Source organism: Halorubrum laminariae, from assembly GCF_024494655.1.
Taxonomy (GTDB): domain Archaea; phylum Halobacteriota; class Halobacteria; order Halobacteriales; family Haloferacaceae; genus Halorubrum; species Halorubrum laminariae.
The window spans coordinates 125,467-146,150 of sequence record NZ_JANHDL010000006.1; the positions used below are offsets into that span (position 1 = coordinate 125,467).

Annotated in this window: 19 protein-coding genes and 1 tRNA gene; 11 read left to right on the forward strand and 9 right to left on the reverse strand. The window is 67.6% G+C overall.

The genetic code is table 11. The features are described 5' to 3' along the window. Window positions 1-87 precede the first annotated feature (87 nt). Window positions 88-474 carry a hypothetical protein gene (locus NO887_RS11940; protein WP_256418511.1) on the forward strand — a complete coding sequence of 129 codons (387 nt, stop codon included), beginning with the start codon at window positions 88-90 and terminating at the stop codon, window positions 472-474. A gap of 21 nt (window positions 475-495) precedes the next feature. Here NO887_RS11940 and NO887_RS11945 read toward each other — a convergent pair whose 3' ends face one another. After that, the gene (locus NO887_RS11945; RefSeq protein ID WP_256418512.1) at window positions 496-963 is read right to left on the reverse strand and encodes a redoxin domain-containing protein; all 468 of its coding nucleotides are present in this window, start codon (window positions 961-963) and stop codon (window positions 496-498) included. 172 nt (window positions 964-1,135) lie between these two features. Here NO887_RS11945 and NO887_RS11950 point away from each other — a divergent pair, with 172 nt between their 5' ends. From NO887_RS11950 to NO887_RS18805, 5 genes are all read left to right on the forward strand, one after another. Then, window positions 1,136-1,408, forward strand: a complete 273-nt coding sequence (locus tag NO887_RS11950) for a Sec-independent protein translocase subunit TatA/TatB (protein WP_256418513.1) — start codon at window positions 1,136-1,138, stop codon at window positions 1,406-1,408. Window positions 1,409-1,458: 50 nt separating this feature from the next. After that, window positions 1,459-1,531 (forward strand) — tRNA-Arg (locus NO887_RS11955). Window positions 1,532-2,002: 471 nt separating this feature from the next. Beyond that, a complete protein-coding gene (locus NO887_RS11960) occupies window positions 2,003-2,839 on the forward strand; it encodes an RIO1 family regulatory kinase/ATPase domain-containing protein (protein ID WP_256418514.1) in 837 nt (278 codons plus the stop codon). Window positions 2,840-2,913: 74 nt separating this feature from the next. Further along, window positions 2,914-4,434: an aldehyde dehydrogenase family protein gene (locus NO887_RS11965; RefSeq protein WP_256418515.1), complete on the forward strand. Its 1,521-nt coding sequence runs from the start codon at window positions 2,914-2,916 to the stop codon at window positions 4,432-4,434. A gap of 66 nt (window positions 4,435-4,500) precedes the next feature. Then, complete coding sequence (locus tag NO887_RS18805; protein ID WP_465261979.1) at window positions 4,501-4,647, forward strand: DUF7989 family protein; 147 nt, start codon at window positions 4,501-4,503, stop codon at window positions 4,645-4,647. Window positions 4,648-4,660: 13 nt separating this feature from the next. On the opposite strand, the gene NO887_RS11970 is transcribed toward NO887_RS18805, so the two are convergent. Then, window positions 4,661-5,551: a hypothetical protein gene (locus tag NO887_RS11970; protein ID WP_256418516.1), complete on the reverse strand. Its 891-nt coding sequence runs from the start codon at window positions 5,549-5,551 to the stop codon at window positions 4,661-4,663. A gap of 100 nt (window positions 5,552-5,651) precedes the next feature. Here NO887_RS11970 and NO887_RS11975 point away from each other — a divergent pair, with 100 nt between their 5' ends. The 3 genes from NO887_RS11975 to NO887_RS11985 are packed head-to-tail and all read left to right on the forward strand — an operon-like array spanning window position 5,652 to window position 9,953. After that, entirely contained in the window at window positions 5,652-6,674 is a 1,023-nt protein-coding gene (locus NO887_RS11975) for an ABC transporter ATP-binding protein (protein ID WP_256418517.1), read from the forward strand. Continuing rightward, the gene (locus NO887_RS11980; RefSeq protein ID WP_256418518.1) at window positions 6,671-8,899 is read left to right on the forward strand and encodes an ABC transporter permease family protein; all 2,229 of its coding nucleotides are present in this window, start codon (window positions 6,671-6,673) and stop codon (window positions 8,897-8,899) included. The genes NO887_RS11975 and NO887_RS11980 overlap by 4 nt, the downstream gene beginning before the upstream one ends. Continuing rightward, window positions 8,892-9,953: an ABC transporter permease gene (locus NO887_RS11985; RefSeq protein WP_256418519.1), complete on the forward strand. Its 1,062-nt coding sequence runs from the start codon at window positions 8,892-8,894 to the stop codon at window positions 9,951-9,953. The genes NO887_RS11980 and NO887_RS11985 overlap by 8 nt, the downstream gene beginning before the upstream one ends. 23 nt (window positions 9,954-9,976) lie before the next feature. Here the strand turns inward: NO887_RS11985 and NO887_RS11990 are convergent, their stop codons facing one another. After that, window positions 9,977-11,017 carry a threonine aldolase family protein gene (locus NO887_RS11990; RefSeq protein WP_256418520.1) on the reverse strand — a complete coding sequence of 347 codons (1,041 nt, stop codon included), beginning with the start codon at window positions 11,015-11,017 and terminating at the stop codon, window positions 9,977-9,979. A gap of 132 nt (window positions 11,018-11,149) precedes the next feature. Here NO887_RS11990 and NO887_RS11995 point away from each other — a divergent pair, with 132 nt between their 5' ends. Then, window positions 11,150-12,691, forward strand: a complete 1,542-nt coding sequence (locus tag NO887_RS11995; protein WP_256418521.1) for a carboxypeptidase M32 — start codon at window positions 11,150-11,152, stop codon at window positions 12,689-12,691. Between the two features lie 332 nt (window positions 12,692-13,023). Here the strand turns inward: NO887_RS11995 and NO887_RS12000 are convergent, their stop codons facing one another. Then, a complete protein-coding gene (locus tag NO887_RS12000; protein WP_256418522.1) occupies window positions 13,024-13,632 on the reverse strand; it encodes a hypothetical protein in 609 nt (202 codons plus the stop codon). Between the two features lie 145 nt (window positions 13,633-13,777). After that, window positions 13,778-14,950 carry a 3-dehydroquinate synthase II gene (locus tag NO887_RS12005; RefSeq protein ID WP_256418523.1) on the reverse strand — a complete coding sequence of 391 codons (1,173 nt, stop codon included), beginning with the start codon at window positions 14,948-14,950 and terminating at the stop codon, window positions 13,778-13,780. 125 nt (window positions 14,951-15,075) lie between these two features. Between NO887_RS12005 and NO887_RS12010 the strand changes: the two genes are divergently transcribed. Then, complete coding sequence (locus NO887_RS12010) at window positions 15,076-16,650, forward strand: HTTM domain-containing protein (RefSeq protein ID WP_256418524.1); 1,575 nt, start codon at window positions 15,076-15,078, stop codon at window positions 16,648-16,650. 26 nt (window positions 16,651-16,676) lie between these two features. Here the strand turns inward: NO887_RS12010 and NO887_RS12015 are convergent, their stop codons facing one another. From NO887_RS12015 to trpC, 4 genes are all read right to left on the reverse strand, one after another. Then, entirely contained in the window at window positions 16,677-17,468 is a 792-nt protein-coding gene (locus NO887_RS12015; protein ID WP_256418525.1) for a 2-amino-3,7-dideoxy-D-threo-hept-6-ulosonate synthase, read from the reverse strand. Between the two features lie 122 nt (window positions 17,469-17,590). Further along, the gene (gene trpA / locus NO887_RS12020) at window positions 17,591-18,541 is read right to left on the reverse strand and encodes a tryptophan synthase subunit alpha (protein WP_256418526.1); all 951 of its coding nucleotides are present in this window, start codon (window positions 18,539-18,541) and stop codon (window positions 17,591-17,593) included. Between the two features lies 1 nt (window position 18,542). After that, window positions 18,543-19,856: a tryptophan synthase subunit beta gene (gene trpB / locus NO887_RS12025; protein WP_256418527.1), complete on the reverse strand. Its 1,314-nt coding sequence runs from the start codon at window positions 19,854-19,856 to the stop codon at window positions 18,543-18,545. Continuing rightward, complete coding sequence (gene trpC / locus NO887_RS12030; protein ID WP_256418528.1) at window positions 19,853-20,683, reverse strand: indole-3-glycerol phosphate synthase; 831 nt, start codon at window positions 20,681-20,683, stop codon at window positions 19,853-19,855. Before trpC ends, trpB begins: the two co-directional genes overlap by 4 nt. Between the last annotated feature and the right edge of the window lies 1 nt (window position 20,684).

The following is a 20,684-nucleotide window of genomic DNA, read 5'->3' on the forward strand; positions in this document are numbered from 1 at the left end:
GCGCCGCCTGAACTACTCATACAACACGCGTCGCGTTCGAAACGCCGCGTGGGCGGGATTCAAGTCCACCAGCGACGAGTCGCCACTATGCATCGGCGTGAACTCCTCACCGCGACGGCCGCGCTCGCGAGCATGGCAGCGGTCGCGGGCTGTCTCGGATCCGATGAGAACGACTCCGGACGACTCGACCTCACGGTCCGCAACGACGGCGACGCACCGGTCGATGTCGACGTGGTCGTGCGAGACGACGACGGGACAACGTACGAGGAGACGACTGACCGCGTCGACGCTGGCGTCGCCCGTGCGTTCGAGGTGACCGTCGGCGCGACGGGACGCCACGAGGTCGTCGTCTCCGGAGGAGATTGGGAGGGACGGCTCGCGTGGGACACCGGCGTCTGCGCCACGTACGCCGGGACCGTCGCGGTCGACGCCGACAACGTCTCGGTCGCCGGCGAGTGTCTCGATCCTCAGTAGGTATCTCCGAGAGTAGTCCGCCTACGACGCCTCCGCGATCGCTGCCGCGACCGCGTCGTAGTCGGGCTCTTGGCCCGAGTGCTCGGCGAGCCAGTGGTAGGTCACGACGCCGTCGGTGTCGATCACGAAGATGGCCCGCTGTGCGACCGTGTCGACGCCGTAGCGCTCGAACTCCTCAATCACGTCGTACGCCTCGATAGCGCGGTGGTCTGGGTCGGCGACGAGCGCGAACGGCAGGTCGTACTGCACTCGGTAGGCTTCGAGTGCGTGCGGGAGGTCGGTGCTCACGCCGAGAAGCGTGCAGCCGTCGCGGTCGAACTCGTCGCGAAACGCCTCCATCTCGTCGGTGCAGGTGTTCGAGAAGGCGGCCGGGAAAAACGCCAACACGACCGGCTCGTCGCCGATGCGGTCGGCCAACTCGAACGACTCGATGTCACCGTCTACGATCGACGCGTCGAAGCTTGGAGCATCGTCGCCGATATCGGTCATACCGTCCGATCGGCGGCGAGGCGTATCACAGTTTCGGCGTCGATCGGAAGGAGAGACGGCCACCGCTCACGATCTGCACCGTCCCGCTCGGCGACGACGACGCACGCTCGGGAGCCTCGAACCTATCGAGGCAAAAAGACTATAGTCGCCAGAGAGCTACGCCCGTATAGAGATGGCAAGCGCGATTCCACTGATCGGCGGCATTCCGGCGGGGCCGGAGCTCCTCATCATCCTGCTCGTCTTGGTTCTCCTGTTCGGAGCGAACAAGATTCCGAAGCTCGCCCGGTCTACCGGGCAGGCGATGGGCGAATTCAAGAAAGGCCGCGAGGAGGTCGAGGACGAACTGAAACAGATGCAGGGCGAAGACGACGAGGCGGACTCGACGCTCGATGACGACGACGAGGAGTTTGAGGACATCGACACCGAAAAAGAGACGAGCGCGTAACCCCGCCTGCGACGCCGACCGATTTCCGGACGCGGCGGTTTTCTCTATTCGGGCGCGTGGCCTAGCGGACAGGGCGAGAGGTTCCTAACCTCTCGATCGCGGGTTCGAATCCCGCCGTGCCCGCTGTCTGCGAACAATGTGAGCAGCAGCGGCACAGGGGTTCGAACCCCGGAAGTCGCAGCGGCCGAGCGAAGCGAGGCCGACCGTCTTCCTCCGGTTCGAATCCCGCCGTGCCCGCTCCCTCACTTCCGTTCAGTCACGTGCGCGGCTGACCCCCGCTCGTTCACTCCGCTCACTCGCGGGGATCCCGCCGTGCCCGCTGTCTGCGAACAATGTGAGCAGCAGCGGCACAGTGGTTCGAACCCCGGAAGTCGCAGCGGCCGAGCGAAGCGAGGCCGACCGTCTTCCTCCGGTTCGAATCCCGCCGTGCCCGCTCCCTCACTTCCGTTCAGTCACGTGCACGGCTGACCCCCGCTCGTTCACTCCGCTCACTCGCGGGGATCCCGCCGTGCCCGCTCTTCGCTCACGCTCGCTCGCGTGGATCCCGTCGCGCGACGGTGTCACTTATCAGTCGTCGTCGCGTTTCGTACCCGTATGGAACTCCGGCAGCTCGTTCGCGGTCGCGTCAACTGGCCCGACATCGAACGGGTCGTCCGCGAGCTGGCGGACCGGTACGACCGCGAGACGATGCGCGTGCGCTTTCTCGACGCCGACAACTGGCTGTCGACTCCCATGGTCGTCGACGACGACCTGTTCGTAAAGGTGATCACGCGGCAGAACACGCTGGTCCATACCCTCTTTACCACCGGACGGAACCTCGGGGCCTTTTCCGCGGGCACCGAGGGCTTTTTCGAGCGCCACGAGACCCCCTATGAGATGGCTCGCCACGAACTAGAGGCCACCCGGAGAGTGCGCGAACTCGGCGTGAACGCGCCCGAGCCGGTCGAGGCGTTCTCGATCGGCGACCTCGGCGTGCTCGTGTTGGAGTATCTCCCCGAATTCCGGACCCTCGACGAACTTGACCGCGAGGACATCAGCGCGCTCGCGCCGTCGCTTTTCGACACCCTCCGAACGATCCACGACGCCGACCTTGCACACGGCGACCTCCGCGCCGAGAACGTCCTCGTCCGCGACGGCGACCTCTACGTCATCGACGCGACGAACGTGAGCGACGACGGTCGCGAGTCGGCGCGCTCGTACGACTTGGCGAGCGCCTTGGCCGCCCTTGAACCGCTCGTCGGCGCGGCCGACGCCGTCGACGCCGCGCTCACCAGCTACTCGACGACGGAACTGCTCGCCGCGCGACGGTTCCTCGACTTCGTCGCCATCCGGCCCGACCACGACTTCGACGCCGCGGCGCTGAACGGGGAATTAGAGAAACGGGCGACCGCGACCGACGCGAGCGACGGCGTGGCTGCCACCGAGGAGTAGCCGGTCCCCGACTGCGCCGTCGCGGAGTGTCTTTTCGGAGGTGATCTTTTGTCCGTACCCGCAGACATCTATCTATGGTAGACTTACACAGACACTACGTCGACGGTGAGTGGATCGACGGTTCGGGCTCGCGGACATTCACGAGCGAGAACCCGGCGACCGGCGAGCCGCTCGGCGAGTTCCGTCGGGGGACGCCGGCCGACGTTGACCGCGCGGTCGAGGCGGCCACCGACGCGTTCGGCGCGTGGCGCGAGAGCTCGCGGATCGACCGTGCCGAGTTCCTCTGGGACGTGTACCGCGAACTCCGCGAGCGGACGAACGAACTCGGTGAGATAGTCACCAGAGAGTGCGGCAAAGAGATCAGCGAGGGGAGAGCCGACGCCGTCGAGGCCGCCCATATGGTCGAGTGGGCCGCGGGCGACGCTCGACACCCGAACGGCGACGTGGTTCCGTCCGAAATCGCCGCGAAAGACGCCTATATGCGGCGGAAGCCGCGGGGCGTCGTCGGCTGTATCACGCCGTGGAACTTCCCGGTCGCGATCCCCTTCTGGCACATGGCCGTCACGCTCGTCGAAGGAAACACGGTCGTGTTCAAGCCCGCCGAACAGACCCCGTGGTGTGCCCAGATCATCGCGGAGCTGTTTGAGGACGCTGGACTGCCGGACGGCGTGTTCAACATGGTTCAGGGGTTCGGCGACGCCGGCGAGGCGATCGTCGAGCACGACGGCGTTTCGACGATCCTCTTCACCGGCTCCGCGGAGGTCGGCCAGCGGATTCAGGAGACGCTCGGGGGCGTCCCGGGTAAGCGCGCCGCCTGCGAGATGGGCGGGAAGAACGCGGTCGTGATAACCGAGAACGCCGACATCGACATCGCGGTCCACTCGGCGGTGATGTCGAGCTTCAAGACGACCGGTCAGCGTTGCGTCTCCTCGGAGCGACTGATCGTCCACGCCGACGTGTACGACGAGTTCAGAGACCGATTCGTCGAGGTGGCGGAGTCGATCGCCGTCGGCGATCCCCTCGACGAGGAGACGTTCATGGGGCCGCTCATCGAGGCGGCACACCGCGAGCGGGTTACCGCGTACAACGACCTCGCCCGCGAGGAGGGGGTGAACGTGCTCGTCGATCGAACCGATCTCGACGACGCGGCGCTCCCCGACGGCCACGAGGAGGGACACTGGATCGGCCCGTTCGTCTACGAAGCCGACCCCGACGCGGATCTTCGGTGTACCAGCGAGGAGGTGTTCGGGCCCCACGTCGCGCTCCTGAAGTACGATGGCGACATCGAGCGCGCGGTCGAGATCCAGAACGACACCGACTACGGACTCGCCGGTGCGATCGTCTCCGAGGATTATCGCCAGATCAACTACTACCGAGACCACGCGGAGTTGGGGCTTGCGTACGGGAATCTGCCGTGTATCGGTGCGGAGGTGCAACTCCCGTTCGGCGGCGTCAAGAAGTCTGGCAACGGGAACCCCTCCGCGCGCGAGATCATCGAGGCGGTCACCGACCGGACCGCTTGGACGCTCAACAACTCGACGGACATCCGGATGGCACAGGGGCTCTCGGCGAACATCAAGACTACCGACGAGTAGTCGCCTCCACTGCCCCTGTTGCCTTATATATTGTTAATATTCATTATCTATTTTCACGAAGGGTTAATGCGGCGTTCGTCGCAAGCGACGTGCAACATGAGCGACCGCGACACGATGAAGACTGTTTCACACACGGCACCGAACGAGACCTCCGCTCACTCCGTCTGGGAGCGAGGGCGCATTCCGGTCGAGGAAGCGGAAGAAGAGGAGTAGCGGCCTCGTACGGTCACTCGTCACGTGACCCGTCGGGCGGTGTCGCGTCCGGTTCAGATAGATCGTCGGGCGGTTGACGGCCGATCATCGCGCGGAGCGACGACCACGCTTCGCTGCGGTCTGCCCCCTTCGAGAGCTGCACGCCGTCGAACGACGCCGCCGGATGCCGCGTCTCGGGGCCGAGGTGATCCATGTGCGCGGCAATCCACGTGAAGCCGCCGGCGAACAGGCTTAAAACGGCGAACGTGAGCCACGATTCCGTAGACGTGAGTCCCATCGCGCCGGTCACGACGCCCGCAACGACGTAGACGAACGCGAGGAAGACCATGAGGACGGTCACGGTTGCGAGCAGGTCGTTGACCGCCATGACGCGGGCGTTGTAGTCGATCCACTCCGCGTAGCTGCGGAGCAGTCGCTCGTCAAAACCGGCCACCGTCTCGTCGTTTGCGTCGCCGTTCGCGACGGTGGCAGCGTCGCGCGTTCGTTCGGCGGCGATCAGAGCGTCGACGTCGGCGATGGTGAGCCCGCCGCGGAGGTCGGACGCGGTGTACGTGACGGCGGCCAGTCCGGTCGAGACGAGCAAGATCGCGCCGCCGGCCAGCGTGAAGGGGTTGAGGAACCCCCCGAGTTCGAATTCGGTCTGGACGACGATCGAGCCGCCTGTGACGACGATGCCGATGAGCACAAGGTTCGCCTTCAGAATCTCGATGGCCTTGGTGTCGATCTCGCGGAGCCGCTCGACTTGGTAGGTAAACGTCGTTCGCAGCTCTTCGCGGGCCGTCGCCGCGACCGCCGGGTCGATGTCAGCCTCGCGTTTCCTACCCGGTTCGGATTCGTCACCAGCCTCGCGGTCGTCACCGGCCTCGCGGTCGGTATCGGCCGCTACGTCTCCGGGCTCCGTCATTGGCATCGGGTTCGTCAAGCGGTCCTGTAAGCGTACCGCTGTTCTCGCCGGCGATAACCGCGGAGGTGGGTTTAACCCGTGGGAGAGCAGAGTGCGGCGCATGATCGAGGTGGCGGGCCTACGGAAAACGTACGGGAACTTCGCTGCCGTCGTCGACAGTACGTTCTCCGTCGGGGAGGGAGAGGTGTTCGGCATCGTCGGCCCGAACGGTGCAGGGAAGACCACGACCCTCAAGGTTCTCTCTGGGCTCGTCGAACCGACCGCCGGCGAGGTGACAGTCGCCGGCTTCGACTCCGGCAATCCCGAGATGCGCCACCGACTCGGCTTTCTTCCCGAGGAGTCGCCGCTGTACGAGGAGATGACGCCGCGCTCGTATCTGCGGTTTTTCGCCGACCTCTACGACGTACCGAGCGATGTCGCAGACGACCGGATCGAAGCCACACTGGACCGGCTTCGACTCGACCACCGCGAGCGCCGGCTGGGAGACATGTCGAAGGGGATGAAACGGAAGGTCGCCATCGCGCGATCGCTCGTCAACGACCCAGACGTGCTCGTGTACGACGAACCGGCCTCCGGGCTCGACCCGGTGACGACCGACTCCGTGCTCCAGTTCACCCGCGAACTGCGCGATGCCGGAAAGACGGTCGTGTTCTCGGCGCACAACCTCTATCACGTCGAGTCCGTCTGCGACCGCGTCGTCGTGATGAACGAGGGACGAATCGTCGCTCGCGGGAGCGTCGACGGGATCCGCGAGCGACACGGCGAGACGACGTACCACGTGTTTTCCGATGTCGCGCCGAATCGGACGGACGCGCTGGCCGATATCGCAGACGCCGACGGTCCGGCGGCCCGCACCGAGGAGGTCGGCGACCGGTTCCGGACCGCGGTTCCGACGATGACGGCGGTCGAGGCGGTTCGCGAGGCGGTGACGGCCGCGGGCGGCGAGGTGGTCGATATTCGCACGCGCGAGCCGAGCCTCGAAGATGTCTTCCTCGACATCGTCGGCCGCCCGATGCCGGGACGGTACACCGCCGGCACGGACGGTGTGCCCTCGGATGACGAGTCCACAGACGACGAAACAGACGGCGGACGGGTATCGGGAGAGCCGGAGGGTGCCAAGTGATCGACCGGCTCCGGAGGGTGCTCCGGGTCGCCCGATGGGAGGCCGCCCGCGCCGGCGGCGGCGTCGACCGCCGGACGCTGCTGGCGGCGCTCGCACTTCTCACCGTCGCGGGCGGCGTGATCGGCGGCGGCCTCGCGGCCGGTGTCGTCGGCCTCGACGTCGACCGCGATGTCTACCGGGTGGCCGTCGACGACGACTCGCCGTATGCGGACGCGGTCGAACGCGCGCCTGCGCTCACCGCGGTCCCGACCGAGGGCGCGTCGCTGGGGACCTCGGCGGACCTGATCGTCCGAGACGTTGACGGTATTCCGGCGAACGACGGGACCGCCGATCGAACGACCGACGGCGAGGCGACCGGCGGCGGGACGACCGACGGTGGCAGATCGTCCGTCATCGGCGTCGTGGTCAGCGCCAGCGACACGCGAAAGGGAGCGGCCGCGGCGGCCGAGTTTCGGAGCGCTGTCGAGGCCCACAACGAACGGTTGATGGCCGCCGAGGAGAACGAGACGGCGGCGTTTCCAGTCGCGGTCACCCTCCGCTACGTGAGTCGGACAGACGGAGTCGACGACGGCGCGACGCTCGGTGGCTCCGGGGACGCCGACACGTCGGAAACCGACGGGACGGACGCCACCGCTGACGCGTCTGATTCCTCCGACACGAGCGGCGACGAGACGGACGGTGTTGATATCGATGCAAGCGGCGGCGACACCGACGCGGGCGGAGACGACGCGGGGAGCACGGACACCGGCGACGGGGACACGGCGACGGATGGGAGCGGTTCCGACGCAACCGATAGCGGTGATGACGACGCGGCGGGAGACGACGGAACGGTATCGGATGACGGCACGAACGCGGGCTCCGCCGGTAGCGACGGCGACGGCACCGGTAGCGACGGCGACGGCACCGGTAGCGACGGCGACGGCCTCGCGGTTCCCTCCGTTGGCGGGGGGACCTTCGGTGCCGACACGGTCGGATCGCCGGGGTCGATTTCGCCGCCGTTCCCGTTCGTCTCGCTGCTTCTAGCGTTCGTCTTCCTCGTCCCGATGAACTTCCTCATCCAAGCTTATGGGTCCTCCATTCTCGACGAGCGGACGAACCGCCGCGGGGAGCCGCTGCTCGTCACCCCGCTGTCGCCGGCCGAGATCGTTGCGGGCAAGACGCTCCCGTACGTCGCGCTCGCGGGAGCGATCACGACGCTGATCGCCGTCGCGGTCGGCGGCGGCCCGCTCTCCGTGGTCGCCGTGTTCCCCGTCGCGATGGCGTTTCTCGGCGCGACGTTCGTTGGCGCAATGTTCGCTCGGTCGTTCAAGGAACTCACCTTCGTCACCGTCGGCGTGAGCGTCCTCCTTACGACCTACGCGTTCGTCCCCGCGATATTCACCAACGTCACGCCGGTCGCGCTCGTGTCGCCGCTCACGCTCGTCGTCTTCGACCTGCAAGGGGAGGCCGTCTCCGCCGGCGACGTGCTCTTCTCGACGACGCCGATGTCGATCGGGGCCGGACTCCTGTTCGCGCTCGGCCTCGGCGTCTACCGCGAGGAGGACATGTTCACGCAGAAGCCGATCGGCCGGAAGTTCCTCGACGCGCTCGCCGTGCGGCTCGCCCCGGTGGGAGTCGCCGGACGGACTGACACGGCCGCGCGAAGTGTGGCCGAAACTGACGCATCTCCACGCCCCCGAACGCGAGTTCGCACGTGGGGCCGGGCGCTCGCTCCGGTGGCGCTGCTCACCGCCTGCACGATACCCTTCGTGTTCGTCGCGGAACTGATGGCTGTCGCGCTGCTTTTCGCGCTGCCGATCACCGTCTCGATACCCGTGTTACTCGTCGCGATCGCTTTCATCGAGGAGGTCGCCAAGAGCGTCCATCTCTACGCCGGCTTCGAGCGCGGTGTGTTCGCCCGCACCGACCGGGTCGCCGTCGCAGTCGGGGTGGCCTCCGCGACGGGATTCTTCCTCGCGGAGAAGGCCACCGCGGTCGTGCAGGCCGTCGGCCTCACGGAGTTGTACGTCGGCCGGGCTGCCTTCGGGAGCGTCGCCGGACTGGAGGGGCTGTCCGCGCCCGTACTGGTTGCGTTGGTGTTCGCGCCGCTCGCGCTCCACAGTGTCGCAACGACGGTGACCGCGGTGGGCGCGAGCAGGGATCGAACCGGGTACGTCCTGACGCTCGCGCTGGCGACGCTGCTCCACGCGGCGTATAACTTCGCGGTGGTGAGCATCCATGGGTAGCCGCCTGACGATCGCCGGCCGCGAGCTGGCGGGGCTGCGCGCGGAGAAGACGATCTTGCTCGCGATCGGCATCCAGCTGTTCATCGCGGCGTTCTCGTCGTTTCTCGTCGTCGGACTCGTCTCCATGTACGACCCCGGCGCGCTCGACGCCGCGGAGATCGAGGTGGCCGCGAGCGGCGACGCGGTCGACGGGCTTGAACGAGCCGCCGCCGAGGTCCCAAGTGTCGGCGTCACGACGTACGCCGACGTCGGGGCCGCGAAACGCGCGTTCGACCGCAACGCCGCCGACGCGGTGGTGGTCGCGGACCGGGTCGACGCCGGGGACGGAGGCGGCGAGCGGATCGCGGTGCGGGTCACCGCGCCGGACGCCACGGTCGAGACGACCGTCCTCGTCGTCCAGCTACGGGAGGTGTTGCGCGCCTACGAGCTGGACGAGCGTCGAGACCGCGCCGCCTACCTCGACGAATCGCCGCTTCCGCTGCCGGAACGGACCGGCTCCAGTCCGTACTTCACGTTCACGTACACCGTGTTGATCCCGGTGTTGGTGTTCCTGCCGGTGTTCATCTCCGGCTCGCTCGTCGTCGACTCGATCACGGAGGAGATCGACGAGGGGACGCTCGAACTCCTCCGCGTCGCGCCCGTGACCCTCGGCGAGATCGTCGACGGGAAGGCGCTCGCGGCGGTCGCCATCGCGCCCGCACAGGCGCTGCTGTGGCTGCTGTTGCTCCGCGCGAACGGGACGCCCGTGGCGAACGTCCCCTCGATCCTCGCGCTGATGACCGCGCTCACGGCGCTCGTCGTCGCACTCGCGGTCGCCCTCTCGGCACTCGCGCCCGATCGTCGGGCCGCGCAGTTCCTCTACTCGATCGGCGTCCTCGCGCTCTTCGGCGGCGCGACGGCCATGGACGGCGGCCCCGCCAACGCGGTCGCGCGGCTCGCGATCGACAGCGCAGATGTGACGACCACGGCGCTCGTCGTCACGTACGTGGCTATCGCGGCCGTCGCGTACGTCGGCGTCAGGCGGATCGTCGCCGAGAACGGGTTCGATCGGTGAGGCGCGTTCTGGAGCCGCTGTCTCTACAGGTCGCCGACCACGGCGGCGACGCGGTCGACCGCGGCATCGATGTCCGCTGCGTCGACATCGCGGTGCGTCGTGAACCGCGTGGTATGCGTGTCGAACTCGACGCAGCCGACACCGGCGTCCTCGCAGGCCGCGACGAGGTCGGCGGCCGCGATATCGGCCGCCTCGGTGTCGGCGACGACGATGTTCGTGTCCGGTTCAGGGGCGTCGACGCCCGCTATCGCGTCCAACCCCGCGGCCAGCCGCTCGGCGTTGGCGTGGTCGTCAGCGAGGCGATCGACGCTTTCCAACGCCAGTAGTCCGGGAGCGGCGATGATCCCGGCCTGTCGCATGCCGCCGCCGAACAGCTTCCGGACCCGTCGCGCCTCCTCGATGAACGCCGCCTCGCCCGCGAGTATCGAGCCGACGGGCGCGCCGAGCCCCTTCGAGAGACAGAACGCCACGCTGTCGACGGGCGCGACGATGTCGCTCGCGTCGACGCCGAGCGCGACCGCAGCGTTGAACACCCGCGCGCCGTCGAGGTGGACGGGAATCTCGGACTCGTGTGCCGCCTCTGCGGCCGCGGCGATCCGGTCAGCGGGGACCGCCGTCCCGCCGCGGTAGTTGTGCGTGTTCTCCAGTGCCAGCAGGCCGGTTCCGGGACGATGAAGGTCCTCTGTCACGGTCTCCGACCGCACTCGATCCGCGGACGGCACACAGCGCGCGCCGGCGTCGACCAGCCGGGTCTGGACGCCGGAGAGCGTCGCCGCGCCCGCAAGCTCCCACCGGTAGAGGTGCGACTCCCGGTCCAGTAAGAGCTCCTGACCGGGGTCGGTGTGCACGCGAACGGCGATCTGGTTGGCCATCGTTCCCGAGGGGACGTACAGCGCCGCCTCGGTCCCGACCGCGTCGGCGGCGCGTCGCTCCAACTCGTTGACGGTGGGATCGTCGCGGTACACGTCGTCGCCGACCTCGGCGGTCGCGGCCGCCTCGCGCATCGCCTCGGAGGGTCGCGTGACGGTGTCTGATCGCAGGTCGATAAAATCGTCGTCTGTCATTCGTTGGCGGCGATTCGGCGGCCGGAGAGAAATAGGTCGCGCTCGTCGCCGAGGCGACTGGACGAATTCACCCGCGCCGGCGCGGCCGACGCCGGCGGTCAGTTCTTATGTCGCGCGATCCATCCGTGTCGTATGGGAACGGAAGCCGTCGAAGACGACGCAGACGACGCCGACACGTCAGACGCCCACGACGCGTACGACGCCCTGCTCGATCGCGTTCGGCGCTGGAACACGGTCGGGAGCGCGGCCGGCGTGCTCGGCTGGGACCAGCAGGTGATGATGCCGGAGGGCGGCACGCCCGCCCGATCGAGACAGCTCTCCACGCTCTCGTCGATCCGTCACGAGATGATCACCGACGCGGAGACCGGTGACCTGCTCGACACGCTCGCCGACGCCGACCTCACGGACGAGCAGGCGGCCGTCGTGCGGGAGGTCTCACGCGAGTACGAGCGCGCGGACGCCGTTCCGCGACGGCTCGTCGAGGAGATTTCGGAGGCGAGCACCGAAGCGCTACAGGCGTGGGAGAAAGCGAAAGACGAGAACGACTTCGACCGGTTCGCGCCGCATCTCCAACGGCACGTGGAGTTGAAACGCGAGTACGCCGACCACATCGACCCCGATCGGGACCCCTACGAGGTGCTGTTCGAGGAGTACGAGCCGTGTCTCTCGATGGAGCGCACGGAGGCGATCCTCGACGAACTCCGGGAGACGCTCGTCCCGCTCATCGACGCGATCCGCGCGTCCGACGCCGACCTCGCCGTCGACACCTTCGAGGGGAAGTTCCCGGAGGACGAGCAGGAGGCGCTCGCGCGCGACGCCTTGGATCTGGTTGGCTACGACTTCGACCGCGGCCGGCTCGACGTCTCCTCGCACCCGTTCACGTCGGGCAACCAGTTTGACTGCCGGATCACGACCAGATTCGACGAGTCGGACCCGCTCGCCGCGGTGGGCTCGACGATCCACGAGTACGGCCACGCGCAGTACGCCCTCGGACTTCCACAGAAGCACTTCGGCACGCCCCTCGGCGACGACCGCGACCTGTCCGTCCACGAGTCGCAGTCGCGGCTCTTTGAGAACCACGTCGGCCGGAGTCGGGCGTTCTGGGAGCGGTTCCTCCCGACGTTTCAGGAGCAGTTCCCCGAAACGGATGACGCGACCGTCGAGGACGCCTACGAGGCCGTAAACCAAGTGTACGAGGACAACCTCATCCGCGTCGAGGCCGACGAGCTGACCTACCACCTCCACATCGTCGTCCGCTTCGAGATCGAACGCGACCTGGTCCGCGGCGATCTCGCGGTCGAGGACGTGCCCGAGACGTGGAACGACAAGTACGAACAGTACCTCGGGATCCGCCCCGACACCGACAGCGAGGGCTGTCTCCAGGACATCCACTGGAGCCACGGGAACTTCGGCTACTTCCCGACCTACTCGCTGGGCTCCGTGATGGCCGCCCAGCTGTACGCGGCCGCCGAACACGACATCGACGACCTCGACGACAAAATCACCGCGGGCGAGTTCGAGCCGCTTCAGGAGTGGCTCGCCGAGAACGTCCATCAGCACGGCTCCCGCTACGAGACGAACGAGCTCGTGAAACGCGCCACCGGCGAGGCGCTCTCCGCGGACGCCTTCACCGACTACGTCGAGGCGAAGTACGGCGAGCTGTACGGCGTATAAGCTACGTCGATCAGTTCCACCGATCGCGTCTAAACAGACCCACCGATCGCGTCTAAACAGACCCACCGATCGCGTCTAAACAGACCCACCGATCGCGTCTAAACAGACCCACCGATCGCGTCTAAACAGACGAGCGGTGCGGTGGCGCGTGCCGGTTCGGCCCTTTATAAAGGGCCGAATCGACCGCGCGAGGGAGGGCAGGGGCGGCCGCGATGCGGTGCGGTCCGGCGGCCGCCTCTGACCGAGGCTGGGGAGGTGTGAGGCTGCGGGGACGGAGCGGTTCGGGATCTAGATCTCGATTGCCAAAACCGATCGGACCGCGGTCGCCGTTCTCACAGCCTGAACCCGGTCATCAGCGCGATGAGAACGAGCATCACGGCCGTCTCGAACAGGCCGACGACGAGGTTCTTCTTCTCGATCGATTCGAGCCGCGAGGTGTCCGGATCCGGCGACTGACTCTCGTAGTACGCGCTGAGTTGGAGCCGGTGCGGGACCGCGAGCCCGAAGGCGAACAGCCCCCAGCCGACCCCGAGGGCGGCCGACGACAACGTGCTCGAAAAGCCGTAGCCGAGTCCGAGACCGCCGGTCAACAGCACCGTTCCCGACAGCACCGTCGTGAGCGAGAAGCCGACGAGGAAGAAGACGGCCTTCGGCACCAAGGTCCCCATTACGGCGGCCGAGGACTCGTCGTCGAGGCCACCGAGCGTCGGCCCGATGAGCGCGGGGAAGATCAGCGCGAACCCAAACCACACCGCGCCGGCGGCGACGTGGGTATAAAAGAGCAGCGTGGTGCTCGACGCGATCACACTCGCCGCGAGGACCGCGAGCGGGACGAGAAGACATCCGGCCGCGAACGCCGGATTCGCGGCGTCCGCGAGATGACGGACTCGGTCGAAAAAGCCCTGCTCCGGGACGCGGCGACTCTCGTTCGCGACTGCCATGTGCCCCGATTCCGAGTGACACAAATATCCCTTACGGTTGACACAATATGCTGTGGCTGAGCTTCGGTCTCCGCCTGTCGTACGGCCACATCACCCACTCTCGGCCACACCACCCACTCCGGACCGCGCCTCTCAAACGGTCGCGTTACTTCTCGATGATGCTCTCCTCGACGGCCTCGCCGAAGTGGCGTGCCACGTCTTCGTAGTAGACGAGCACCTCGTCGCCGGCCTCTAGGTCGGTAACGGCGGTTTTTCCCTCGCTCGTCGCGACCTTCACCGTCTCGGCGTTCTGGATGAGCGTCTCGACGCGGTCAACGCCGTCGTCGGTCTCGACTTCCGCCTGCAGCCGGAACATCGGCCGCTTCTCGATTTTCACCCGCCCGACGATCGCCTCGCGGGTGTGACCGTCGGTGTCGACGACCTGGACCTCGTCGCCGCTCGACAGTTCGGCGAGGTAGTTCGTGCCGCCCTCGGGGTTGCGGACGTACGCGTGGACCGCGCCAGCGTTCACGCGGAACGGCCGCGACTCGACGTACGGCGATTCGGCGGTCTCGGCGTGGACGAAGAAGAGCCCGCGCGACATCGACCCGATCAACATCCCCTCGTCGTCGTCCATCAGCGAGCCGGTGTCGATGCAGACGCGGTCCGCCATCCCCGTCTGCTCGACCGCCGTCACCTCGGCGTGTCGGAGATCAAGCGTCTCGCGGTCGGCAGCGTCGCGAGCGTCGACTGCGCCGCGGATCTCGTCGGGCGCGTCCGCATCGAGCAGGACGCCGTCGGCACCGATCTCCAGCGTCTCGAAGGCGGTCTTCGCCTCGGCCGCGGTCGTCGCACCGGCGACGAGGTGCGTCTCCTCGCCGACGCGGGCGATCAGGTTTTCGAGGGGAATGATCGACCAGTCCTCGCCGACGATGATAGTGAATTCAGCGTCCGTTGCGGCGGTCTCGGCGAACCGCTCGTACTCGGTCCCGAGCACGCGGACGTACGCCCCCTGCGCGCGGTCGTCTCGCCGCCGAATCGTCGAGAGGTCGGCGGAGCCGGAGAAGTCGTCGGGGAGGTCGATCGTCCCGTCGCCCTCGCCCCCTTTGCCGACGAAGTAGGCATCGGCCTCCGCGTCGCTCTCGGCGTCGTCGATGACGTCTGCCTCCGAGCGGAACGCGGCGATGTTCACGTCGCCAAGCTCGCGGACGCGTCCGACGTCGCCCTCGTCAACGAGAACCCAGTCCGCGCCGGCCTCGATGGCGGCCGTGATCCGTCGTTTACGCGCCTCCCAGTCGCCGACGCTTCCATCGGCTTTTACCCAGACCGTGCGTGTCATTGTCGGAGTCTCACGGCGCGCGGGCTTGAAAACTGCGAAAGGGTCGGGCGTTGCGGGCGACGGTGAACGCCGAAGACGACAAAGCACTTATCGCTGAGATCGTATCGTACGACGTACGCATCCGAATGACGACACCACGCCAGCGGCTCTCGAACGCGGGCTCCCGATACGCGGCGGCGCGCGAGTCCCTCCGCGAGCGCGCCACGCCACACCTCGGGATTGATTCGCGAGCGCTCGGCGCGTTCCGGATCGCGCTGGCGCTCGTCCTCCTCGGCGATCTGCTGGCCTATCGGCTTCCGGGGATAGAGGCGTTTTACACCGACGACGGGGTTCTTCCACGTTCGGCGCTCGCCGAGGCCTATCCGCTGCTAGAGACTGTCTCGCTCCACGCGATCTCCGGCTCGGCGCGGGTACAAACTGGGCTGATCGCGGTCGCCGCCTGTATCGCCGTCTGCCTGCTCGTCGGGTATCGAACGCGGGCGTCGACGGGTCTCTCCCTCGTCTTGCTCGCGTCGCTGTACGCTCGGAACCCGTACGTGATCAACGGCGGAAACACGATTCTCGTCGTGTTCCTCTTTTTGAGCCTCTTCCTCCCGCTCGACGCTCGCTGGTCGCTCGACGGGTCCCACCGGAGCGGCGGTAGCGCTCGCGATGATGTCGGTGGACGCGGATCCGACGAACGGGGACCTGACGATTGTGCTGACGAGCGAAAAGACGGCGTTGATCGGCGACTCTGTTCGGTCGGGACGGCTGTCCTTCTCCTGACGCTCGTGTCGATCTACGCGGGGAACGCGGTCTCCAAGTACCGGAGCGACCCGTGGATGTCGGGCACTGCGGTCCCTCGGATCTTCCATTTGGAGGAGTTCATCGTGCGGCTGGGGCCGTTCGTTTCGGACCACGTCGCAGTCCTCACGATGGTAAACTGGCTCTGGATCGCGCTGCTTTCCTCGTCCGTTCTGCTGATCGTCGCGACCGGACGGCTCAGGGTCGGACTGGTCGTTGCGTTCGTCTCTGCACACCTCGGCATGGCCGCGACGATGCGGCTCGGCGTGTTCCCGTTCGTCATGGTCGCGATCCTCCTCCTGTTTTTGCCGACTGAAGTCTGGAACCGCGTCGAGGCCGTCACGTCGACGCTCCCCGCCCCCTCTCGACCGACGGTGGACGCGTACCGAAGTGACGGCGGGAACGCGAACGAGACCGTGTCTCCGGCTCCGTCACGGACTCGGCGCGGGATCCGGGTCGGAGCCACCTTACTGCTCGTGGGGGCCTTCGTGGCGCTCGTGTGGTGGCAGGCCGCAGGGGTCGGACTCGTCGACCTCCCGGCGGCGGAGTCGAGCGGCGAGCTGTCGGAGGTGAGCTGGTCGTTCTTCGCGCCGAACCCACCGGACGCCTCAAGCTGGTACGTCGTCCGCGGAACGCTCGAATCGGGCGACGCGATCGACGTGCGCGACGGACAGGCGGTCACGTACGATCGGCCGCCGGACGCGGCGGAGACGTATCCGACGACCCTCTGGCATCAGTTCGGGTTCAGGATGAAAAGTGCCGGCGAGTCACAGTATCGACCGGTGGCGGCGTACGCCTGCGCGCGATCGGACCGCGACGTGACATCTGTGACTGTCTTCCACGTCGAGCAGCCGGTCGGTCCGCACGGACCGGTCGGAGAGCCTGAAAAACAGGAACGGACACACACCGCCTGCTAACCCGGTATCCGGGGTCGTGCGAGCCGCTACACCTCGATGAACCCGCCTGCGGCGAGTGCCTCGTCGACCGTCGCGTCATCGTGAACGATCGCCGAGACCGCCCGAGCGATACCCTCGGGGTCGTCGTGCTGGAATATCGATCGACCCATCGAAACACCGGCGGCGTCGCCGTCCATCGCGCCGCGGACCATCTCGACCGTCTCGCGGTCGGACCCCTTCGAACCGCCGGCGATCACGACCGGCAGCCGAGTCGACTCCGTGACGCGCTCGAAGGAGTCGCCGTCGCCCGAATAGCCCGTCTTCACCACGTCCGCACCGAGTTCCTCTGCGAGCCGGACGGCGTGACCGAGCGACTCGGGATCGCTTTCGTCGACGCCGGGACCGCGGGCGTACGCCATCGCGAGCACGGGGAGGCCGAGCCGTTCGGCGTCCGCGGTGAGTTCGGCGAGCCCTTCGATCTGATCCGGCTCGTGGTCCGAGCCGACGTTGATGTGGAAGGAGACGGCGTCCGCGCCGGCCCGGACGGCGTCCTCTACTGTGCCGGTGACGCGCTTGTCGTTCTCGTCGGGCCCGATCGTCGTCGAGCCGTTGAGGTGGACGATGTACCCCGCGTCGTTCTTGTTGGGATGGACGCGTCCCGCGATGCCGCGCTGCGTCAGTACCGCGTCCGCGCCGCCGCTCGTCACGCCGTCGATGGTCGATTCGATGTCGACGAGCCCCTCGACCGCGCCCATCGTGATCCCGTGGTCCATCGGGACGATGAGAAATCGGTCGTTCGTGGAGATGCGCCGGAGTCGTGCTGTGAGTCCTGCTGTCATTGTGAGGTCAGTCGTTGTGTGAACGTGTGGCAATCGAAGGTAAGTCGGTTTCGTTCGGGGACGTATTGGCTCGAACCGGTCCGCCGGCCGGGCCAGTTGGCAGATTGGTGGGGTGGTGTCCGTCAGGTGGACTCCGCGGGCTCGATCCGAGCGGCGTAGCCGCGCTCTGCACCGGCTTTCAGCTCTCGTGAGAGCGCTTCCAGCTGTTCGGCGACCGCGTCGGTCGCGAGGTCGTTCTCGACGCCGTCGGCGACGATGTCGACCAGCGCCGAGCCGACGATGATCCCGTCGGCACCGCCGGCGACGATCCGCTCGGCGTGGTCCCCGGTCGAGATGCCGAATCCGACGGCCTTCGGCACGTCGTAGTCCGCGAGTCGGCCGAGGCTCTCCGTGGTCTGGTCGGAGACATCCTCGCGCGCGCCGGTCGTGCCGAGGCGCGCCTGCACGTAGACGTAGCCGGAGACCTGATTCAGGATCCGATCGAGTCGATCGCCGACGGTGGTGGGCGCGACGATAAAGACGAGATCCAGCCCGAACTCGTCGCACGCCGCGCGCAACGGCTCCGCCTCCTCCGCGGGGAGGTCCGGGACGACGAGCCCCTCGATGCCGGCGGCGGCCGCGCGCTCGACGAAGGGGCGGGGACCGGCGCTCCCGGCGTCCCCGTTCGCGTCCGAGACGCCCTGTCCGTCGCCCGACCCGTACTGGTAGATCAGGTTGTAGTACGTCATGCAGACGAGCGGCGCGTCCACGTCGAGCTCCTCCGCGAACTCGAAGAACCGATCGGGCGTCATCCCGGCGTCGAGCGCGCGCACGAGCGCCCCCTGGATCGTCGGCCCCTCCGCGATCGGCTCCGAGAAGGGGAGCCCGAGTTCGATCACGTCCGCACCGCCGCGGTCGAGCGCCTCGACGTACGCCTTCGACGACTCGTAATCGGGGTCGCCGACGGCGAGGTACGGGATGTACGCGGGGCCGTCGGCGAAGGCCGCGGCGATGGCCGCGGAGTTGCCCGTTTTCGTCTCTGTCTCCGTCTCCTCGTCTGAGTTCGCGTCCGACTTCCCGCGTCCGCCCGCCATCTCAGATCCCCCCCGTGAACATCGACATGTCGGGAGCCTCTGGCACGTCGCGTTTGTCCGTCTCCTCGATGGCGGCGTCGAGGTCCTTGTCGCCACGGCCGGAGACGGTGACGACGACGCGGTCGCCCAGTTCCTCGTGGTGCTCCTCCAGGAATCCAAAGGCGTGTGCCGTCTCCAACGCGGGGATGATCCCCTCGGTCCGCGAGAGGCGATGGAACCCGGCCAGCGCGTCGTCGTCGTCGACGGCGACGGGGCTCACACGCCCCTCGTCGACGAGGTAGGCGAGCTCGGGGCCGACGCCGGCGTAGTCGAGCCCGGAGGAGATCGAGTGGCTCTCCATGATCTGGCCGTCCGAGTCCTGCAGGAGCTTCGTCCGCGCGCCGTGAAGGACACCCTCCTCGCCCGCGTACAGCGACGCGGAGTTCGGCGCGACGCCGGCCTCCTCGTCGACTTCGAGGGTGGAGCCGCCCGCCTCGACGGCGTGGAGCGCCACGTCCTCGTCATCGACGAACGCCGCGAACGACCCCATCGTGTTCGAGCCGCCGCCCGCGCAGGCGACCACGTCAGTCGGGAGTTCGCCGGCCTTCTCGATCGCCTGTTCGCGGGCCTCCTCGGAGATGACCGCTTGGAAGTCGCGGACCATCACCGGGAACGGGTGTGGGCCGACGACGGACCCGATCACGTAGTGGGTCGTCTCGACGGTCGTCGCCCAGTCGCGCATCGTCTCCGAGATGGCCTCCTTCAGCGTGCCGCGACCGGCCGTGACCGGATTCACCTCCGAGCCGTTGAGCTTCATCCGGAAGACGTTGGGGCGCTGGCGGTTGATGTCGCGCTCGCCCATGTAGATCTCGCAGGGCATGTCAAGGTGGGCGGCCGCCATCGCGGTCGCGGTGCCGTGCTGGCCCGCGCCGGTCTCCGCGATGATCCGCTCTTTGTCCATGTACTTCGCCAAGAGAACCTGCCCGAGGGCGTTGTTCAGCTTGTGCGCGCCGCCGTGGAGCAGGTCCTCGCGTTTGAGATACACCTCGCGATTGTACCGCTCCGAGAGCCGGTCGGCGCGTTGGAGCGGTGTCGGTCGGCCGCCGAAGTCTGCGAGCCGCTCGCGCAGTTCGTCCATGAACCCGTCCTCGTTGCGGAGGACGTAGCGCTCGTAGGCGTCGGTCAGTTCTTCGATCGCCGGCATCAACGCCTCCGGAACGTACTGGCCGCCGTAGCGGCCGAACTTCCCATCGTCGCGGCCGCGCTCGCGACCTTGGCGTCGCGACGGTACCGCCGCGTCCGGTTCGTCAGTCGTTCGCGTGTCGGATTCGCTCATGTGGATGTCTCCGTGGGGTCCGCCTCCGTCTCTTCACTCTCGTCCGTCTCTTCACTCTCGTCCGCCTCGGCCCGCGTCAACGCGTGGGTGTTCGCCGTCACGTCGCCGTCCATGATCGCACTGCCGACGAGCAGCGCGTCGGCACCGGCCGCGCGCATCCGGCGGGCGTCGGCGGGCGAGCCGATCCCGCTCTCGGCGACGAGCGTCACGTCGTCGGGAACCTCGGGCGCGACCGACTCGAAGGTTTCGAGGTCGACCTCGAGCTTCGCGAGGTCGCGGTTGTTCACGCCGACGAACGTCGCGCCCGCGTCGATCGCGGCGGCGAGCTCCGCGCGATCGTGGACCTCAACGAGGACCTGAAACCCGCGGTCGCGGGCCGCGTCGAGCAGGGCGGGAAGGTCGTCGCCGACAAAACGCGCGATGAGCAGGACCACGTCGCTCGCGACCGCATCGAGTTGCGACTCGGCGACGACGAAGTCCTTCCGGAGCACCGGCACGTCGACGGCCTCGCGGACGCGTTCGAGCGTGTCGACGCTCCCGCCGAAGTGCTCCGGCTCCGTGAGCACCGAGAGCGCCGCGGCTCCGCCCGCGACCATCCCCTCGGCGAGTGCGACGGGGTCGTCCTCGCGGCTTCCCTCGGTCGTCGGACTCGTCGGCTTCACCTCGGCTATCACGGGCACGCGACCGTCGGCTTCGGCGCGGTCAAATGCGGCGCGCAGATCGCGGGGATCGACGGCCACGCGGTCGGTCCCCCCCTCGGCGGCTCGCTCCCTAGCGGTCGCCAGTATCGACTCGACCGCCGGAGCCAGCGCAGAATCGTCCTCCATT

What these genes read in the sequence shown, in the direction of transcription:
- NO887_RS11995 (WP_256418521.1), top strand. Translation starts at nt 11,150, where the DNA reads ATGGGAACGGAAGCCGTCGAAGACGACGCAGACGACGCCGACACGTCA.
- NO887_RS11945 (WP_256418512.1), bottom strand. Translation starts at nt 963, where the DNA reads ATGACCGATATCGGCGACGATGCTCCAAGCTTCGACGCGTCGATCGTA.
- NO887_RS11970 (WP_256418516.1), bottom strand. Translation starts at nt 5,551, where the DNA reads ATGACGGAGCCCGGAGACGTAGCGGCCGATACCGACCGCGAGGCCGGT.
- NO887_RS12005 (WP_256418523.1), bottom strand. Translation starts at nt 14,950, where the DNA reads ATGACACGCACGGTCTGGGTAAAAGCCGATGGAAGCGTCGGCGACTGG.
- NO887_RS12000 (WP_256418522.1), bottom strand. Translation starts at nt 13,632, where the DNA reads ATGGCAGTCGCGAACGAGAGTCGCCGCGTCCCGGAGCAGGGCTTTTTC.
- trpB (WP_256418527.1), bottom strand. Translation starts at nt 19,856, where the DNA reads ATGAGCGAATCCGACACGCGAACGACTGACGAACCGGACGCGGCGGTA.
- NO887_RS11940 (WP_256418511.1), top strand. Translation starts at nt 88, where the DNA reads ATGCATCGGCGTGAACTCCTCACCGCGACGGCCGCGCTCGCGAGCATG.
- NO887_RS12010 (WP_256418524.1), top strand. Translation starts at nt 15,076, where the DNA reads ATGACGACACCACGCCAGCGGCTCTCGAACGCGGGCTCCCGATACGCG.
- NO887_RS11990 (WP_256418520.1), bottom strand. Translation starts at nt 11,017, where the DNA reads ATGACAGACGACGATTTTATCGACCTGCGATCAGACACCGTCACGCGA.
- NO887_RS11965 (WP_256418515.1), top strand. Translation starts at nt 2,914, where the DNA reads ATGGTAGACTTACACAGACACTACGTCGACGGTGAGTGGATCGACGGT.
- trpC (WP_256418528.1), bottom strand. Translation starts at nt 20,683, where the DNA reads ATGGAGGACGATTCTGCGCTGGCTCCGGCGGTCGAGTCGATACTGGCG.
- NO887_RS12015 (WP_256418525.1), bottom strand. Translation starts at nt 17,468, where the DNA reads ATGACAGCAGGACTCACAGCACGACTCCGGCGCATCTCCACGAACGAC.
- NO887_RS11975 (WP_256418517.1), top strand. Translation starts at nt 5,652, where the DNA reads ATGATCGAGGTGGCGGGCCTACGGAAAACGTACGGGAACTTCGCTGCC.
- NO887_RS11985 (WP_256418519.1), top strand. Translation starts at nt 8,892, where the DNA reads ATGGGTAGCCGCCTGACGATCGCCGGCCGCGAGCTGGCGGGGCTGCGC.
- NO887_RS18805 (WP_465261979.1), top strand. Translation starts at nt 4,501, where the DNA reads ATGCGGCGTTCGTCGCAAGCGACGTGCAACATGAGCGACCGCGACACG.
- NO887_RS11950 (WP_256418513.1), top strand. Translation starts at nt 1,136, where the DNA reads ATGGCAAGCGCGATTCCACTGATCGGCGGCATTCCGGCGGGGCCGGAG.
- NO887_RS11960 (WP_256418514.1), top strand. Translation starts at nt 2,003, where the DNA reads ATGGAACTCCGGCAGCTCGTTCGCGGTCGCGTCAACTGGCCCGACATC.
- trpA (WP_256418526.1), bottom strand. Translation starts at nt 18,541, where the DNA reads ATGGCGGGCGGACGCGGGAAGTCGGACGCGAACTCAGACGAGGAGACG.